General features: G+C 34.4%; 18 protein-coding genes. 6 read left to right on the forward strand and 12 right to left on the reverse strand.

Annotation, left to right across the window (positions count from 1 at the left end; genetic code table 11):
* Nucleotide 1: 1 nt before the first annotated feature.
* Genes ribE through carB form a run of 5 tightly spaced genes read right to left on the reverse strand, consistent with a single transcriptional unit; the run spans nucleotide 2 to nucleotide 4,919 of the window.
* Nucleotides 2-457, reverse strand: a complete 456-nt coding sequence (gene ribE, locus HYD3684_RS02700; RefSeq protein WP_015419157.1) for a 6,7-dimethyl-8-ribityllumazine synthase — start codon at nucleotides 455-457, stop codon at nucleotides 2-4.
* A gap of 23 nt (nucleotides 458-480) precedes the next feature.
* A complete protein-coding gene (locus HYD3684_RS02705; protein WP_015419158.1) occupies nucleotides 481-882 on the reverse strand; it encodes a hypothetical protein in 402 nt (133 codons plus the stop codon).
* Nucleotide 883: 1 nt separating this feature from the next.
* Nucleotides 884-1,819, reverse strand: coding sequence for an ATP-binding protein (locus HYD3684_RS02710; RefSeq protein ID WP_015419159.1), 936 nt, complete (start codon nucleotides 1,817-1,819; stop codon nucleotides 884-886).
* 32 nt (nucleotides 1,820-1,851) lie between these two features.
* Nucleotides 1,852-3,336 (reverse strand): DHA2 family efflux MFS transporter permease subunit, encoded by a 1,485-nt coding sequence (locus tag HYD3684_RS02715; RefSeq protein ID WP_015419160.1) that lies wholly within the window; start codon nucleotides 3,334-3,336, stop codon nucleotides 1,852-1,854.
* Nucleotides 3,333-4,919 (reverse strand): carbamoyl-phosphate synthase large subunit, encoded by a 1,587-nt coding sequence (carB, locus tag HYD3684_RS02720; RefSeq protein WP_015419161.1) that lies wholly within the window; start codon nucleotides 4,917-4,919, stop codon nucleotides 3,333-3,335. Before carB ends, HYD3684_RS02715 begins: the two co-directional genes overlap by 4 nt.
* A 44-nt stretch (nucleotides 4,920-4,963) precedes the next feature.
* Between carB and trpE the strand changes: the two genes are divergently transcribed.
* Nucleotides 4,964-6,454, forward strand: a complete 1,491-nt coding sequence (gene trpE, locus HYD3684_RS02725) for an anthranilate synthase component I (RefSeq protein WP_015419162.1) — start codon at nucleotides 4,964-4,966, stop codon at nucleotides 6,452-6,454.
* Entirely contained in the window at nucleotides 6,444-7,043 is a 600-nt protein-coding gene (locus HYD3684_RS02730; RefSeq protein WP_015419163.1) for a serine/threonine protein kinase, read from the forward strand. The genes trpE and HYD3684_RS02730 overlap by 11 nt, the downstream gene beginning before the upstream one ends.
* Nucleotides 7,044-7,047: 4 nt before the next feature.
* On the opposite strand, the gene HYD3684_RS02735 is transcribed toward HYD3684_RS02730, so the two are convergent.
* Nucleotides 7,048-7,539, reverse strand: coding sequence for an SCP2 sterol-binding domain-containing protein (locus HYD3684_RS02735; RefSeq protein WP_015419164.1), 492 nt, complete (start codon nucleotides 7,537-7,539; stop codon nucleotides 7,048-7,050).
* A gap of 152 nt (nucleotides 7,540-7,691) precedes the next feature.
* Here HYD3684_RS02735 and purS point away from each other — a divergent pair, with 152 nt between their 5' ends.
* The 4 genes from purS to dcd are packed head-to-tail and all read left to right on the forward strand — an operon-like array spanning nucleotide 7,692 to nucleotide 11,529.
* On the forward strand, nucleotides 7,692-7,904 hold the full coding sequence (gene purS, locus HYD3684_RS02740) for a phosphoribosylformylglycinamidine synthase subunit PurS (protein ID WP_015419165.1): 213 nt from the start codon (nucleotides 7,692-7,694) through the stop codon (nucleotides 7,902-7,904).
* Entirely contained in the window at nucleotides 7,904-8,560 is a 657-nt protein-coding gene (purQ, locus tag HYD3684_RS02745) for a phosphoribosylformylglycinamidine synthase subunit PurQ (RefSeq protein WP_041112951.1), read from the forward strand. The genes purS and purQ overlap by 1 nt, the downstream gene beginning before the upstream one ends.
* A 15-nt stretch (nucleotides 8,561-8,575) precedes the next feature.
* Nucleotides 8,576-10,999: an endopeptidase La gene (lon, locus tag HYD3684_RS02750; RefSeq protein ID WP_015419167.1), complete on the forward strand. Its 2,424-nt coding sequence runs from the start codon at nucleotides 8,576-8,578 to the stop codon at nucleotides 10,997-10,999.
* On the forward strand, nucleotides 10,996-11,529 hold the full coding sequence (gene dcd, locus HYD3684_RS02755; RefSeq protein WP_015419168.1) for a dCTP deaminase: 534 nt from the start codon (nucleotides 10,996-10,998) through the stop codon (nucleotides 11,527-11,529). Before lon ends, dcd begins: the two co-directional genes overlap by 4 nt.
* Here the strand turns inward: dcd and HYD3684_RS02760 are convergent.
* The 6 genes from HYD3684_RS02760 to HYD3684_RS02785 form a co-directional block, all read right to left on the reverse strand.
* Complete coding sequence (locus HYD3684_RS02760; protein WP_015419169.1) at nucleotides 11,507-12,049, reverse strand: transglycosylase SLT domain-containing protein; 543 nt, start codon at nucleotides 12,047-12,049, stop codon at nucleotides 11,507-11,509. The two genes, dcd and HYD3684_RS02760, sit on opposite strands and share 23 nt — an antisense overlap.
* 251 nt (nucleotides 12,050-12,300) lie before the next feature.
* Entirely contained in the window at nucleotides 12,301-13,512 is a 1,212-nt protein-coding gene (hisS, locus tag HYD3684_RS02765; RefSeq protein WP_015419170.1) for a histidine--tRNA ligase, read from the reverse strand.
* 1 nt (nucleotide 13,513) lies between these two features.
* The gene (locus HYD3684_RS02770; RefSeq protein WP_015419171.1) at nucleotides 13,514-14,860 is read right to left on the reverse strand and encodes an FAD-dependent oxidoreductase; all 1,347 of its coding nucleotides are present in this window, start codon (nucleotides 14,858-14,860) and stop codon (nucleotides 13,514-13,516) included.
* Entirely contained in the window at nucleotides 14,857-16,293 is a 1,437-nt protein-coding gene (locus tag HYD3684_RS02775) for a leucyl aminopeptidase (RefSeq protein WP_015419172.1), read from the reverse strand. The genes HYD3684_RS02770 and HYD3684_RS02775 overlap by 4 nt, the downstream gene beginning before the upstream one ends.
* Before the next feature lie 112 nt (nucleotides 16,294-16,405).
* Nucleotides 16,406-17,617, reverse strand: a complete 1,212-nt coding sequence (locus HYD3684_RS02780; protein ID WP_015419173.1) for an aminotransferase class I/II-fold pyridoxal phosphate-dependent enzyme — start codon at nucleotides 17,615-17,617, stop codon at nucleotides 16,406-16,408.
* Nucleotides 17,610-17,966 carry a TraR/DksA C4-type zinc finger protein gene (locus HYD3684_RS02785; RefSeq protein WP_015419174.1) on the reverse strand — a complete coding sequence of 119 codons (357 nt, stop codon included), beginning with the start codon at nucleotides 17,964-17,966 and terminating at the stop codon, nucleotides 17,610-17,612. Before HYD3684_RS02785 ends, HYD3684_RS02780 begins: the two co-directional genes overlap by 8 nt.
* Nucleotides 17,967-18,011: the final 45 nt, after the last annotated feature.

Raw genomic sequence — 18,011 nt, forward strand, 5'->3', positions numbered from 1 at the left:
ATCAAAGGTTTCTTAAAACGTTTATAGTCTCTATTAAAGCCATTGCCGCTTCAAAACCCTTGTTGCCTTGTTTAGTACCAGAGCGCTCTATAGCTTGCTCTATGCTGTCTGCTGTTATCACACCAAAAGCTATAGGCTTTTCAAGTTCTAAGGATATAACTGCCAAACCCTTAGATACTTCTGCGGCTATATAGTCAAAATGAGGCGTCTGACCTCTTATGAGCACTCCAAGAGCCAAAACACCATCTACATCTTTTTTTGCAAGCTTTTTACAGGCTAAAGGCAATTCCCATGCTCCTGGTACTCTTACCAGCATTATATCTGTTTCTTTTACCCCGTGTCTTTTTAGAGCATCGTAAGAGCCCTCTATAAGCCTATCTACAAGGGTTGAATTAAACCTAGAAGCTACTATACCTATCCTTAAACCTTCACCTAAAAAAGAGCCTTCTATAATCATAACTATTAGATTATAAACTATTTTTACCGCTTTTTCTTAACAAAAACTCTGACATATGTGGGTTTTGATAGATTTGGTTTTACCAAAAAAGGTATAGGTGCTTCAATATTTACTTTTGCAATATTTATTCCGGTTTTAAGAGTCCTAGCGTTTATATAGGCTTTTGTATCTCTTAACGTTTTAGGATTTAAAACCCTATCCACCACCAGTACGCTTAAAATAACGTTCTTAGGTTCCACTATGTAAACGTAATCCTTAGATTTATGCTTTACGTGAACGGTTTTGTAGACCTCTATCGGTACATAGTTTCCATAGTTTACGTAAAGCCACAATCCAACGCTTATAAACAAAGCCAAAAGTTTTAGCTGCCAATCCTTAATTATAATATCTTTACTAAAAGCCATAAAATCTTTTGATTTTACCATATTAAGTTCCTTTTTTCGTTTTCCCTTTTAACGCTCTTCTATCCTGCCCAAATATATATATAAAATCACACATCTCCCCCAACCTTGAAGCTATACTATCTCCCAACCTTAAGGCTAAGTCTCCTCTTAAAGCATTTGGTAGATCTTTGTAAGAAAATACTTTTCCACGCACGTCTTCTTGCTCGTTCTCAAAAGGTTTCTTTTGTAATTTTAATGTTATCATATCCATCTTTTTCTTGTTGCTTTTGGTGGCTGGTTTATCTTCAAGTCCCACATCTTTTGGGTTAATATCGTATCTTGCAAGATCAAAATTTGTAGTTATAACAATTGGCCTCATGTCGTTATAACGAGAAGATATTATATATGTAATTAAATCTCTATTGTAATCTGTTAGCACTTCGCTACCAAGATCATCTAAGACAAGTATGGGCGATTTGATTATCTTTGTAAGAAATTTATCATAACTGTTCATATTCTCAGCATATCTATCTTTACCTATAAGAGCTTTTAAATCTACTATAAGCGTTCTCACATCGTAAAAAAGCCCTTTTATTTTGTATTTTTCTTCTAAATAAAGCAAAAGAAATACAGACAAATAAGTTTTTCCAACCCCTGGTGGTCCTATTAAAAAAAGTCCTTTCCCTGAATTTTCTTTAAATTTATTAACGTAATCAAGTACAGATATATAGGCATTTGTATAGCTTTGATTTACGCCTTCGTTGTTTAAAATATCTTGGTTGTTTGCTATACTCCAATATCTTTTTGGTATGTTCATAGCCCTTAGCAAAGGTTCTTTAGAAGAAAACATACAATCGCAATGTTCTACAGTGTTATCCTCTGTTATTATAAACCCTTTGCCTTTACATTTTGGGCATACAGATTTTTTATTTAAATTAAGATTTTCAAAAGATTTTAAATCGTTATTTACATTGTTCATAATAACAATATATCAAATTGCCAAAAAAGTTTCTATGCTTTTAACTTTATCTTAAAATCAATGGCAAAAAACAACACCCCTATAAGGGCAAACACCACACACCAGAAAAATAAATCTTGGAAAGCTTCCGAAAAAGCCTGTAATTCCATAGCCTTGTATAAAATAGCCTCTTTTATTGGTTTTGATAGATAATTGGAATTTAAAAACTCTTTTATTTTAAAAGCGTTAAAACTTTGGATAAAACTTATATTGTCAAAATGAAAATCTGTTCTGGCATTTAATATATTTGTAGCAATAGCCGTACCAAAAGAGCCCCCTATAAACCTTATATAATCAAGAATGGTAATCACTATAAGCATTTTTTCCTCTAATCCAGATAAAGCGATAACGGTAACCGGTGGGAAAAATAAACCAAGTCCAACACCAACTATTATAAGCTGTAATTCTGCCACTGATTTTGGTGTATAGTAATCAAATTTTAACAAGAAAAAATAAAGACTTCCAATATATATAGCAGTTGATACCAAAAGAACGATCTTCGGATTTTTCTTATCGCTCAGTACTCCCCCTACAGTCGAAAAAACAGCTATAGAAATGGCAAAAGGAAGCAGTATGAGACCTGTTTTAAAACTCTCTATTCCTTTTAACTTTTCAAAAAACAAAGGCAACGCATAAAAAACAGCATACATAGAAAAACCAAGGATCCAAAAATATGCAAAAAACGCCATAAGAAAGTTTCTTTTTGAAAATACGCTAAGGTCTATAAGCTTATTTTTAGAATATAGATCTATTCCTATATAAAGTAAAAAGCTTATCAAAGCTATATAGGAAAATATTATAGTGATATTTGAACTAAACCATCCCCATTTCTGACCATTTGATAAAAGCACTATCAAAGATACTGTGCTTATACTTATAAATAAAAGGCTTATCAGGTTAAAACTTTCTATTTTTTTACCAGTTTTTAGGTTTTTAAGAAAGAAAATAGATAAAAACGTGTTTAAAATACCCACAGGAACATTTACAAAAAATATAGCTTCCCAGCCTATATGTTGAGTAAGCCATCCGCCTATGGTAGGACCAGCTGCCGGGGCTAAACTAGCTCCAAGACCAAAAATACCCATAGCAGTGCCTTTGTTTTCAAAAACACTAAAAAGTATCGCCTGAGCTGATACCATTATAAGAGCTTCCGCAGCCCCCTGAATACTTCTAAATACTATAATCTCACTTAGACTGTGAGATGTTCCACACATATAACTTGCTCCTGTGAAAAGCCCAATACCTGCTACAAACATATTTTTTAAACCAACTTTGGATTCTATATACTCAATTAAAGGTAAAAGCACTGCAGAAGATATCATATAAGCGGTAACTACCCATTGAATACCATATAAATCTGTGTGTAAAGGTGCAATCATTTTAGGCAAAGCAACATCTACTATCGTGGTATCCAAAATGGCCATGAAGGCCCCTATCATTACGATTATTGCATGAAGTATTTTTTCTTGAACGCTCACCTTATCTCCTGCAAGGAGAAAACTTCTATTTTTCCATTGCTAGTTTTTATAGCTTTTATAGCTTCTAGTATTGCATATCCTCCTCTTATAGTGGTGGTGTAAGATATTTTATGATTTATGGCAGCTCTTCTTATATAAAAAGCATCTGAGCGTTCTTTATGACCAGAGGGTGTGTTTATGATTATCTGAATATCTCCATTTGCTATGTAATCTACTATATTTGGACGTCCTTCTGAAACTTTTAAAACTTTTTCCACCAAAATATTCTTTGATTTTAAGAAAGACGCTGTTCCTTCAGTGCAAAGTACTTTAAAGCCAAGATTTAAAAACTCAGATACTAGCTCAACTATCTTTGGCTTATCTCTATCGGCTACTGAAATAAAAACGTTTCCAGAAAGTGGTATTTTGCTTCCAACCGCTAATTGGGCTTTATAGTAAGCTATACCAAAAGAAGTACCAATACCCATCACTTCACCGGTACTCTTCATCTCTGGTCCCAATATCGGGTCTACCTCTGGGAATTTATTCCAAGGAAATACCGCCTCTTTTATAGTAAAGTATTTAAAATCTTTAGGCAAAAAATCAGATGCTATATGATGCTCTTTGTTAAATACTTCAGGAGCAATTTCTCTTAGCTTTTTGCCAAGCGATATTTTTGTAGCTATCTTTGCCAACGGATATCCAACGCTTTTGCTAACGTAAGGTACGGTTCTAGAGGCTCTTGGGTTTACTTCAAGCACATATGGAATGTTGTCTTTTATAGCAAATTGAAGATTTATAAGCCCTTTCACCTTTAAAGCTTTTGCTATTTTTATAGTTTGCTCTCTTATTTCTTTTAAAACATCCTCTTTTAAGGTATAAGGTGGGATAGAAGCTGCACTATCACCAGAATGAATCCCAGCTTCTTCTATATGTTCCATGATAGCACCTATTAAAACATCCTCTCCGTCTGATAAAGCATCTACGTCTACTTCTATAGAATCGTTCAAGTATTTATCTATTAAAACAGGTCTTTGATAGCTTACATCCACTGCCTGTTCAAGATAATCAAGAAGTTCGTCTTCTGTGTAAACGATTTTCATAGCCCTTCCCCCCAGTACGTAAGAGGGCCTTACTAAAACAGGATAACCTATATCTTTTGCAACTTTTATAGCTTCTTCTTTTGTGATAGCGATACCGCCTTCTGGTTGCAAAATACCAAGCTCTTTCATTAAAGCGTTAAACCTTCCCCTGTCCTCAGCCAAATCTATACTGTCTGGAGATGTGCCCAACACTTGGATATTTTTTTCCCTAAACTCACTAGCTAACTTCAAAGGTGTTTGACCGCCAAACTGAAGAAGTACTCCAAGTACATCGCTTTCCCTTTTTATCACATAGCTTACATTTTCCATTACGATAGGCTCAAAATAAAGTCTTGTGGCAGTATCATAATCTGTGGAAACAGTTTCTGGATTACAGTTTATCATAATAGCATCAAAGCCTTCTTCTTGCACTGCCTGTATGGCATGTACACAAGCGTAATCAAACTCTATGCCTTGGCCTATTCTATTTGGGCCGCTTCCTAGTATAATAACTTTCTTCATCAATATAATAATATATAATAAAAATCCATGTTATAATAAGAAAAATGAAAGTAAATATAACTAAAGATGATTTTTTAAGCCTTTGCAAAGATTACAACACTATCCCTTTGTATACCGAGATATTGGCTGATTCTGAAACCCCCTTTTCTATATTCTATAAGCTAAAAGATGAAGAGAGTCAAAATGTTTTATTAGAGAGTGCCGAAACAAAAGAAAACTGGGGAAGATATTCTTTTATATGTAAGGGCAAAAATTTACGCTTTTATCAAAAAGATGATACTTATTTTATAAAAGATGGCGATACGATAACCAAAGGAACCTCAAAGCCTTTAGAAGCTTTAGAAAATCTTTATAAAAGCTTTAAATTTTATAACGATAAGACGCTTGGAACATTCTGTGGTGGTTTTGTTGGATATATAAGCTATGATATAGTAAAGCACTATCATCCTATTGAAAAATATAAAAAAACACAAAAACCTGGTTTAGACATACCAGATGTAGATATGATATTTACTGATTTTTTAATAGTATTTGACAATTTAAAAGCCACTATCAAAATTATAAAACTTATAAGGGTAAGAAATCCTGAAGAAGATTACGAAAAGGCTTTAAAAGACATAGAAGATATAATTATCAAACTAAAAAACAACAAAGATGTTTCATTTCTTGATATAAACAATAAAGAACCCGATTTAAAAGAATGGTCTTCAAATATGACCAAAGAAGAGTTTATTAATATAGTTAACATATGCAAAAACTATATAGAAAACGGTGATGTGATACAAGTGGTGCCTTCTCAAAGGTTTCACAAAAAAATACATACAAATCCTTTAAACATATATAGGGCACTTAGGTATTTAAACCCATCACCTTACATGTATTTTTTAGATTTTGATAATGTAAAAATCATAGGTTCTTCTCCAGAAACATTGGTTAAAATCCAAGACGATACGGTAGAAATAAGACCAATAGCTGGAACTATAAAACGTGGCAAAACCCAAGAAGAAGATGAAGAGCTTGCAAAAAAACTTCTAAGCGATGAAAAAGAAATAGCAGAACACGTTATGCTCGTTGATTTGGCAAGAAATGATATAGGTGCCATAGCAGAACCAGGAAGTGTTTATGTGGATAACATGATGCATATAGAAAAATTTTCTCATGTTATACACATAGTCTCAAATGTATACGGGAAAAAAGCAAAGCAACATTCTATCTTTGAAGTAATAAAGCATGCGTTACCAGCCGGTACTCTATCTGGAGCTCCAAAAGTAAGGGCTATGCAGATTATAGAAGAGTTAGAGCCCACAAAAAGAAATATATATGGTGGTGCTGTTGGTTATATAAGCCTAAATCAAAACATAGATTTTGCCATCGCAATAAGGACAGCTACAATATTGGGCAATGATCTTTATGTGCAAGCAGGGGCTGGTATAGTAGCAGATTCAATACCAGAAAAGGAATACTTAGAATCGTTATCAAAAGCTTCGAGTGTTATGAAAGCTGTAAGCGTTGCAGAAGCTTCTCGTGAACTTTGAGCAGTTTATAAAAGGTAAAAATATTTGTTTTTTAGCAAAGGGTTGGCGAGGTGAAATATATACTTACGAAGATAATAAAGAGCGTTTTTGTATAAAAAAAGCCATACATCAAGAAGCCATCTACGCTATAAAAAAAGAGGCAAATATATTGTCATTTTTGTATGACGATAAAAGGTTTCCACAGATAGTATGCCAAGGAGAAGATTTTTTCGTTTACAAATATATAGATGGTAAGCCTTTTGAAAAAGTTTTTTGGCTTTTAGAAGAAGAAAAGAAAAGGTATGTTTTAGGGTCCATATTAGAGGCGGCTTACTATTTAGACAGTATAGGATTAAACAGAGGAGAGTTTGATCAAGAATACAAAAATATATTGATAGATGATTCGCTCAATATATACATATTGGATTTTGATAGGGGCAGTTTCTCAAAGAATCCTAAAAATATAACACAGTTTATACAGTCTTTAAGGAGAAAAAATATCTTAAACAAAGATCAAGCTATAGAATTAGGGAAGCTATATAAAACAAACAAAGAAAAAGTCTATGTTGAGTTAAAAAAACTCCTCTCCCAACCCCCATCCACTTTTTAAAAGATTAAGGACAAACGTTGGTTTGAGCAGGTATTCTTCCTAAAAGCCTTAAAAACTTTGAAAACGGTCCCATATTAGCCATAGCCACAAATTTAGGGCCAGAAAATGAGAGTTCACCAAACATCATGGCATGCATTGGGCCATAGTCACCTCTACCCATTTCTATCCAATGTTTTGTGGTAGCATACATAAGAAAATCGTTTCCAGTGCGTCTATCTTTTGCCCAACCACCATAAACACATTCAGCTTTCCCGTTCATATTCTGAATGTATAGCTCAATTTGTTTGCTAGGAGAGCAATCTTTTCTGTATAAAAACAGCTTTCTTACAGGTGCTCCTCTCCATTCGCTACTGGAAGAGGCCATACCCACCAATGCCGGCGTTTGGTCCCAAAGGTTACAGAGTTCCCTGGCATAATTTGCATCCATCATCACAATAGCATTAGCAAGACCGCTCAATGCACCCACTAAACCCATAGCTAAAATAGCTTTTTTCATAAAAACCTCCTTAAAATTCTTTATAAAGTTTATATTATCTAGATAAATACATACTTAATTCTTTCTTATGCAAAGGAAAGAAATGCAAATATAACAATATTCTAATTACTAAATTTTACACCTAAGACAATAAAATGATTTATAATAAAATCATGAAGAAGAGAGTAATAATAATGCCAAAAGAAGGTATTCTAGACCCTCAAGGTAGGGCTTTAAAAGATGTGTTAAACGAAGCTGGTTTCAATATAAAAGATGTAAGAATAGGGAAAATAGTAGAAATAGAAGCTGATTCACTTGAAAATCTACAAAAGATGATTGAAGATTATATTATAAATCCACTTATTGAAGATTACGAAGTGCTATGATGAAAATAGGTATTTGCGTGTTCCCGGGTTCTAACTGCGATTACGATACTTACTATATAGTAAAAGACATTTTGCAAGAAGACGCAGAGTTAATTGATTATACAGTTAGAGATTTGGATCGCTTTGATGCTGTTATATTACCAGGAGGATTTTCTTTTGGAGATTATTTAAGACCTGGGGCTTTAGCTTCCAAAACGCCTTTGGCAGAAGCCATAGTAAACTTTGCAACAAAAGGTAGATATGTGCTTGGTATATGTAACGGTTTCCAAATTTTAACAGAGTTAAGACTATTGCCTGGAGCGCTCCTTCCAAACGAAAACGATAGATTTATATGCAAAAGAGTAAATATATCAGTAGAAAATGTTTCTACAGCTTTTACAAAAGAATTAGAAGAAAAAGAGATAATAGTGCTACCCATAGCTCACCACGATGGTAGATTTTACGCGCCAGAAGATGTGTTGGAAGAGATTGAAAAGAACAACCAAGTGGTGTTTAGATACGAAGGAGAAAATCCAAACGGTTCTTTGAATTCCATCGCTGGAGTGTGTAATAAAACCGGCAACGTAGTCGGTATGATGCCTCATCCTGAGCGTATATCTGAAGATATTTTAGGTGGTTTGGATGGCCTAAAAATTTGGCATTCTCTTATAGCCTAACTTAAAGGAGGCAATATGGATTTAGAGACCCAAAACATTTACACAAGCCAAGAAATTCAAAAGTTAAATTTGATGCCACTAAGAGATATTGTTGTATTCCCTGGAATGGTTATACCACTTTTTGTGGGAAGACCATTTTCTGTAAGAGCTATAGAAGATGCTTTTAAACACAATAAGCTTATGTTTTTTGTACTACAAAAAGATAGAGACCAAGAAGAGCCAAAGTCTCTAAATGATCTATATAAAATAGGTACTATAGTCAAAATACTAAGGGCAGTTCCCCTAGAAGATGGTAGACTTAAGATATTAGCCCAAGGTTTGGAAAAAGGTGAGCTCAAAGCTTTAGAAAAAGTAAACAACATTTATGTTGCAGATGTTTTGCCTATAAAAGAAGAAATAATAAAAATAGATGATTTACCACCAAAAGAAAAGGCTTATGTAAATTCCATAAAAGATCTAATAGAAAAAGCTGTCAATTTGGGTAAGCAAATAATACCTGATTTTGTAGGAATAGTTAGGGAAACCGAAGAGTTAGATAAATTTTTAGATCTTGTAGCTTCTATACTTGATTTAAAAGCCCAAGATGCTCAAAGCATATTAGAAATTACAGATCTTAAGAAAAAGCTTGTTAAAATTCATGATTTGCTTCTCTCGGAAGTTGGCATATTGGAGTTACAAAATCGCATAAAAAATAGTGCCAGAGAAAAAATGGAAAAGGAGCAAAAAGAATACTATTTAAGACAGCAGATGAAAGCAATACAAGAAGAGCTTGGAGAAAGCGATGATAGGCAAGCAGAGATAAAAGAATATTTAGAGAAATTAAAAAAATTAAAAGCACCAAAATCTGTAAAAGAAGATATAGAAAAACAGATAAATAGATTATCCAAGATGTATCCAGAATCAGCAGAGAGCACAGTCATAAGAACATGGCTTGATTGGATTTTTGAACTGCCTTGGAACAAAAAAACCAAAGATATTTTTGATATAGAAAAAGCCCAAAAACTTTTGGATAAAGACCATTATGATTTAGAAAAGATAAAAGAGCGTATAATAGAATACTTATCTGTTAGAAAACTTACAAAGGGTAAGGGCTCTAAGTCTACAATACTTTGTTTCATTGGACCACCGGGCGTTGGTAAAACATCTTTGGGGCAATCTATAGCAAAAGCCACAGGAAGAAAATTTGTAAGGATTTCTTTAGGTGGCATAAGAGATGAAGCAGAAATAAGAGGCCATAGACGAACATATGTAGGGGCTATGCCAGGGCGTATAATTCAAGCTATAAAGCAAGCTGGCGTTAAAAATCCTCTTATTATGCTTGATGAGATAGATAAGCTGTCTGTGTCTTTCCAGGGAGATCCAGCGGCAGCTCTTTTAGAGGTGTTGGATCCAGAACAAAATAAGTCTTTTACTGATCTTTACATAGGGCATCCTTTTGATCTTTCGGAAGTGCTTTTTGTAGCAACTGGTAATAGAGTAGATACTATACCACAACCTCTTTTAGATAGAATGGAGGTGCTTTATCTTTCCGGGTATTCTGAAGAAGAAAAGCTTCATATAGCAAAAAATCATTTGTTACCTGCAATCATAAAAGATCACGGCTTTAAAGAATCAGAAGTGAACATAGAAGATGAAGCTATATTAGAAGTTATTAGAAGTTACACAAGAGAAGCAGGCGTTAGAAACCTAAAGCAAAAGTTGGCATCTTTATTGAGAAAATTGGCCGTTAAAAAGCTAAAAGGTCAAAAACCACCTTTTGTGATAAATAAAGCTGCAGTTAAAGAGCTTCTCGGTGTACCTCGTATTATCAGAGAAAAAGAAGAATTAGAGCAAGCCATTGGTCTTGTTACAGGCCTTGCTTGGACTGAGGTGGGTGGTGAAATAATGTATATAGAAGTTACAAAATTAAAAGGCAAAGGGGCTCTTATATTGACCGGTTCTTTAGGAGATGTTATGAAAGAATCTGCCCAAGCTGCTCTTTCTTATATAAAATCTAAAGCAGATCAGTATGGAATAGATAGCTCATTGTTTTCAAAATACGATGTGCATATACACGTTCCAGAAGGCGCTGTGCCAAAAGATGGTCCGTCGGCTGGCATTGCTATAGCTACCGGTATATTATCTACATTTGCTGAAAAGCCAGTAAGACTTGACGTAGCTATGACGGGCGAGGTTACTTTAAGAGGAAGGGTCTTGCCCATAGGTGGTGTAAAAGAAAAAATTCTTGCTGCAAAAAGAGCTGGTATATATGAAGTTATATTACCATCAAAAAACAAAGTTGAAGTAATGGAAGATTTGCCAGATTATGTGAAAGAAAAAATGCAATTTCACTTTGTAGACCATCTAGATGAGGTATTTAAAATTGTTTTTAAGGATAACATCGTAAAGCAGGAGTCTAAAAAAAGTTCTAAATCTAAAAAAGCTAAGGAGAAGTCTTGATACTAAGCGATAGAACCATATTGGACTACATAAAGAGCTCAAAAATTATAGTAGAGCCTTTTGATGAGTCTTCTTTACAGTGCTCTTCTTTGGATCTAAAACTTAGCAATTCAATAGCTTTTTATGAAGATTTAGATACAATAGATATTAAAAGCCCTATACAGGCAAAAACTGTAACTTTCGAAGAGTATTTTATTATAAACCCCGGCGAATTTTTATTGGCCTCTACCATGGAATATATAAAACTTCCAGAATTTATAACAGCTTTTGTAGAAGGAAGAAGCTCCTTGGGTCGTCTTGGGCTTTTCATAGAAAATGCTGGTTGGGTAGATGCTGGATTTGAAGGTCAAATTACATTAGAGCTTTACAACGCCAACAAATACCCTATTAAGCTTTATAAAGGCATGAGGATATGCCAGCTTGTTTTTGCTAAACTCGACGAAATACCAAGCAAAGTTTACAGAGGCAAATACTTATGTCAAAAAGGAGCTACGCCTTCAAAGATTTTTATGGATTTTGATAAGAAGTAGCGTATATGCTGTTATGATTTTGAAGCCATATGAGTGCATGGTATACTTTATAAGCGTAAGAAGGTCTTCCGTTGTAATGCCAAATGGCCTGCCAACTAAGCCCATACCTATCTACAAGCTCTCTTAAAAGTTTAGCGGATACATCAAGGTTATAACAAGGGTCTAGCAGAGCGTAAGGGTCCAAACCCCATCTTTTTATATTCATTATATTTATTTGAGCTATTCCTACGTCGAAGTTATAGCCATGCCTAAGCAAATAATTTAACACTATTTTGGCTTGGTATTTATTCTTTGGATAATATTCTTTTATACTCCTGCCATTGGCATTCACATTTATTGCATAGGGATTAAAATCACTCTCAACTTTTGCTATGGCATAAAGGAGTTTCACATTTACACCGTACTTATTTGCAGCCTGTTCAAAGCAATAGTTATATTTAAAAGCGTATACATTTTTAGTATAAAAGCCAAAAACAACAAAAAACATTGCCAAAAGTACACTTACACTAAACCTTTTCATGGCAAATATTATAATAAATTTTCTGAAGGTTTGCCCAAATATCCTTGCTTAAAATCTATATCAGCAGCGATGAGAGCTTGTAATATCTTTTAATTTTAGACAAACTCTGGAGATCTTCCAGTTGTTTTTTTTATTGCAGCTACTAAGATAGACACAAGCCTTGCTATTAGCAATATAAAAACGCTTTAGTTTTTTTTCAATTTAAGCATACTAAAATAAAAATACAAATATAAGTTATATATACTTGGTTACTACACGTTAACCAAGGATTCTAAATCTCTTATCTCTTGCTGTTCTTTTGTGCTCATATTTTTTAATATATAAACACCTTTTTGCAACTCTTCTGGTCCAATTATTAATACGTATGAAGCACCTAACTTATCAGCTATCTCAAGCTTTTTCTTTAAATTTGACCCTTTTGATATAAGTTCTACCCTTTTGCCTTTTTCTCTTAGTATGTTTGCAACTTTTAAAGCTTCTAATACCGTGTTTTCTATATAAACTACAGCGTATAAATCTTCTTTGTATTGGGATTTTAAAAACAACATAATACGCTCTATACCAGCAGCAAAACCCACGGCAGGTGTTTTTGGACCACCCAAACTTTCTACTAAATTATCGTATCTTCCACCGGCTAAAAGGGTAAGATTATCTTTTACAAATTCAAACACAGTTTTTGTATAATAATCTAAACCCCTCACAAGGCGTGGGTTTTCTTTATAAGGTATCCCAAAAGAATCCAAATAGGTTTTTAGGCTTTTATAATGATTAGAACAATCTTCACAAAGATAATCAAGCATCATTGGAGCTTCTTTTGTAAGGTCTTTGCAGGTTTCAACTTTACAATCCAAGACCCTTAAAGGATTTTTAAAGCGCCTTTCTTCGCAATCTTTACATAGTCCTTCGATATCTTTAAGATAATTTGTTAGAGCTTCTCTATATTTTGGCCTACATACGGGGCATCCAATAGAGTTTATTTCAAGGGTTATATCTATGTTTAGTTTTTTAAAAGCCTCAAAACAAAGGTTTATTATTTCAAAATCGGCAATTGGATTATCAAGACCTAAAACCTCACAACCTATTTGATGGAATTGGCGTTTTCTACCAGACTGAGGTCTTTCATATCTAAACATAGGCCCTTCGTAAAAAAGTTTTAGGAAAGGTTTTTTATACAAAAGTCCATGTTCTACCACTGACCTCACCACTCCAGCTGTGCCTTCTGGTCTTAATGCCAGCACTCTCTTGCTCTTATCTTCAAATACAAACATCTCTTTTTGAACGATGTCTGTAATTTCACCCACACTTCTATCGAAAAGCTCTTTGTATTCAACTATAGGAAGAATTATTTCTTCAAAATTGTAAACTTCAAAAAGCTTTCTAAAAGTATCTGTTATATACCTAAATTTCTTAACTTCTTCAAAAAAGATATCGTCAAATCCCCTTATAGCTTTTATGTTTTCCATACTATACCCAAAGAGGTATATCTTGAGCTGGATTTGAAAGAGCCCTTAAATTACCCATCTTCATAGACTCTATATCAAACTTGGTAAGCGGTTTTTTTGTTCTCATAAAGTGATGCATTAAAACACCTGAAGATTCTAAGCCAATACCACCCATTTTTATTTCTTTTGAAGGTAAAAATCTATTTTTTGGGTTTAGCTTTATTGGGCTTTTATAACCTACAAATTGATATCCATATACCAAATCATCTTTTATGAAAATCTTAAAAAACACCCCGTCTTTTTCAAACGTAAAAGATCTCTCGGCATCTTCAAAAAGACCGCCAGAGCCAGCCGTTACTTTTTTTGTTTTAACAGCATTGTAATCAACGCTTCCAGTGTTTATGACCTTTTTACCAGCCATGTTAAACCCAGCCACGTAACCCTCTTGCACAGCAGCAGGAAAAAGAGCTATCCACCTATGGCGACCCCATATATCAACACTCGAACATATATCACCTGCAGCGTACAAGTCTTTTGCAGATGTTTCTTGATACTCATTTGTAAGTATACCACCTACAATTCTTCCGTTTTCTTTGTGTATTTCTACATTTTTAACTATATTTATGCTTGGTCTTACTCCCACAGACATTATTATCATATCGGCATGTATTTCAAAGCTATTGTCGTTTGAGAGCTTTTTTACCAACACAGACTTTACTTTTCCATCTTTTCCTTGAATGGCTATTACCTGATGCCCAGTATAAAAATTTATACCATCTTTTTCCAAAGCTTGTTGATAAATGTAAGACATTTGATGATCCAGCATTCTTGGAAGTATTCTATCAAATATCTCTATAACATGCACTCTGTATCCCATATGTAAAAGTGTCTGGGCATCTTCTACGCCTATTGGACCTGCTCCTATGATAACGATGTTTTTAACATCGTTTCTTTTTAGGTAATCTTTTATTTTATGAACATCTGGTAAACTTTTAGCACTAAACACACCTTCTAAATCTACACCTTCTATAGGAGGTATAAAGGAATAGGTACCTATAGCCACAAGACACTTATCGTATTTATATGTCTCACCGCTTTTGGTTTTTAGGCTTTTAGCATCTGGATCTATTTCTACTATTGGAGTCTCTAAAAGGATATCAACGTTATTTTTTTTATAAAACTCGAAGCCACCTTTAAAAAAAAGAGCCTCTTCGCCAATATCTTCTCTAATTACGTTTTCCATACAATTTGGAGCATAAGCTGGAAAACTCTCGGCGGAAAAAAGCCTTATTGGTATATCTTTATCTACTTTTCTTATAGCCTCTACGGCGCTAACTGCCGCAGGGCCGTTTCCTACTATTACAATCATTTTGTATTTAATACATAGTCAATAAGTGTTCTCACGCCAAAACCTGTACCGCCCTTTGAATAATATTTGTATTCTTTTTCTGTGAAAGCTGGTCCTGCTATATCAAGGTGAGCCCATTTTATACCTTCTCCAATAAACTCTTGCAAGAACATAGCAGCCGTTATAGCACCGCCGTATCTTCCACCTGTGTTTTTAATATCCGCCACAGGAGATTTTATCTTCTCTCTTAGGTTATCATCGTCTAATGGCAGTTGCCACAACCTTTCACCGGTTTTTTTGGAAAGCTCTAAAAGCGTATTCCCTAAATCTTGGTCATTTACAAAAAGCCCTGCAGTAAATTCACCAAGCGCTACAACACAAGCACCAGTAAGGGTAGCCATATCTATTATGACATCAGGTTTTTGTTCAGAAGCATAAGATAATACATCTGCCAGTGTTACTCTACCCTCTGCGTCTGTATTGTCTATCTCAGCGGTTTTACCGTTTCTAAACACTATTATATCATCTGGCCTATAAGCTTTGCCATCTGGCATATTTTCAGCTGCTCCTATGAACCCATGCACTTCAACATCTGGTTCAAGCTTTGCTATAGCTCTCATAATAGCTATTGTATTACAAGCCCCAGATTTGTCTAACTTCATAGTTCTCATATAATCACCAGTTTTTATATTTAACCCACCGCTATCAAAGGTAAGCCCTTTACCCACTATAGCAAGTTTCTTTCTATTTTTCTTATTTTTCTTAGGTTTATATATTATGTGTATAAACCTTGGAGGTGTTTCTGAGCCTTTGCCCACCATCCAAAGACCGTTCATACCTTGCTCTTGAATCCATTTTTCATCGTATACATGGACTTCTAAACCAACTTTTTCACACTCTTCTTTTGCTATATTAGCAAGCGTTATCGGATTTATAACACATCCTGGTTCGTTTACAAGGTTTCTTGAAAAAATTTGAGCATCGGCTACTATACTACCGATATTTATATCCTTTTGATCACCGTTTAATATGTTGACAGCTTCTATCTCAAACTTTTCTTCTTTGTCTTTGGTTCTGTACTTATCAAAATCATAGTTTCCTAATAGTAGCCCCTCTGTAATAGCTCTTGAATATTTTGTATCAGCTATTAACACAGCTTTAGATATCTTATCTTTTTTTAGTTTTGCGCTTGCTTTTGCTGCCACTTCTCTATACACGTCTTCTGTAATTTTATCCGGCTCTCCTAAAGAATATATATAAGTAATAGGATCTATAAGTTTAATAAATTCTCCTTTTTTACCTTTAAATCTCTCCACTTCCATTGTTTTTTCTATAGTCGGTTTCAAGCTTTTAAAATTTTTAATATGTTTTTCTAAAAGCTCCAAAGAAGTCCCTTCTATTAGGAAAACTTTTACATCTTCTGGTTTTACATTTTTAACAGAGTTTACAAGCATAACATTACCATTAAAACCAAACCCAACATATCGGCTTGGGCTGAGGTATTTCTATCCCGCCATTATAGTGTGTCCATGCCTCAGCAGGCGGTATTTGGACTATATACATATATTATGCACTAAGTTTAAGCTGATGACTTAAGACTTTTTTCATATTTTTAATGGCTTGTCTTATACGCTTTTCATTTTCTACTAAAGCAAACCTAACATATCCTTCTCCCATCTCACCAAAACCCACACCGGGAGAGACAGCCACTTTAGCTTCTTTTAAAAGATACATAGAAAAATCCAAAGAATTCATATTAATAGAAGAAGGTATTTTAGCCCAGACAAACATACCAGCTTTTGGCGGTTTTACATGCCATCCCATATCGTTTAGACCTTTTACCAATACATCCCTTCTTTTCTTATAAATATCCCTATTTTTTTCTACAAAAGAGTAATCTCCATCCAACGCTTTTATAGAAGCCACTTGAATTGGTGTGAAAAGACCATAGTCTAAATAGCTTTTAAGATGAACAAGGTTCTTGACAAGTATTTCGTTGCCTACCATAAAAGCTACACGCCAACCAGCCATTGAAAAGCCCTTAGACATCGAATAAAGTTCCACAGCTATATCTTTGGCTCCTTCCACTTGAAGAATAGAAGGAGGATTGTATCCATCAAAACCAAGATCAGCATAAGCAAAATCGTGTATGAGCCATATACCTTTTGATTTTGCAAAAGCTACAACTTCTTTAAAAAATTCAAGGCTAACAGTAGCCGTTGTGGGATTGTGAGGAAAGCTAAGCACTATGGCCACTGGTTTTTTGAGGCTATTTTTAACTAAATTAAAAAGATTTTCAAGGTATTTGTTTTCAAAATCTTCTGAATCTGGCTCTTCTATATTTATGCTTATGACATTGCCTCCACTTATAATGGGTGCATAGTAGTGTATAGGGTATGTGGGATTGCTTACTACAATGCTGTCTCCTGGTGATAACATAGCAAGCATAAGATGGGAATAACCTTCTTTTGCCCCCATTGTCATTACAACTTCTCTATCTTTGTCTAAATCTACACCGTATCTTTTTTTATAAAAACTCGCTATCGCCCTTCTTAGACCTGGTATGCCTTTTGACGCTGAATAACCATGCACATTTGGTTTTTTGGCAGTCTCACAAAGTTTTTCTATAACTTCTTGATTTGGGGGCAAATCTGGGTTTCCCATACCCAAGTCTATAACATCCTCATTGTTTTTTCTCATATTTGTTTTTAACTCGTTTACCACAGCGAACACATACGGCGGTAAACTTTTAATACGCGGAAACATCCAATTATCCATCTTCGTTCTCCTCTTCTAACTCTTTGCATCTTATGCACATACTTGTGACGGGTCTTGCTTTCAATCTTTCGTAAGGTATTTCTGCTCCGCATACTTCACAATACCCGTAAGTACCGTTATCTATCTTAGCCAGCGTATATTCTATCTTTTTAAGTAGCTTTGTTTCTCTATCAGTGGTTCTATATCGTAAAAGCCTAGAACCTTCAAGACCTCCCCTGTCTAACTCATCCCCACCTGAAAAAATGACATCTTCCACGTCGTCTATTTGTTTTTCGAGTCTTTCTATTATCATATTTTTTTGCTCTATTAGCATACTTTTAAGTTCATTCAATTGCTCTTCTGTTAGCATATATAATAATATAACGTATTTTTATATAAAAAGCTATTAAATTTG

The organism is Hydrogenobaculum sp. 3684, assembly GCF_000213785.1.
Lineage (GTDB): Bacteria > Aquificota > Aquificia > Aquificales > Aquificaceae > Hydrogenobaculum.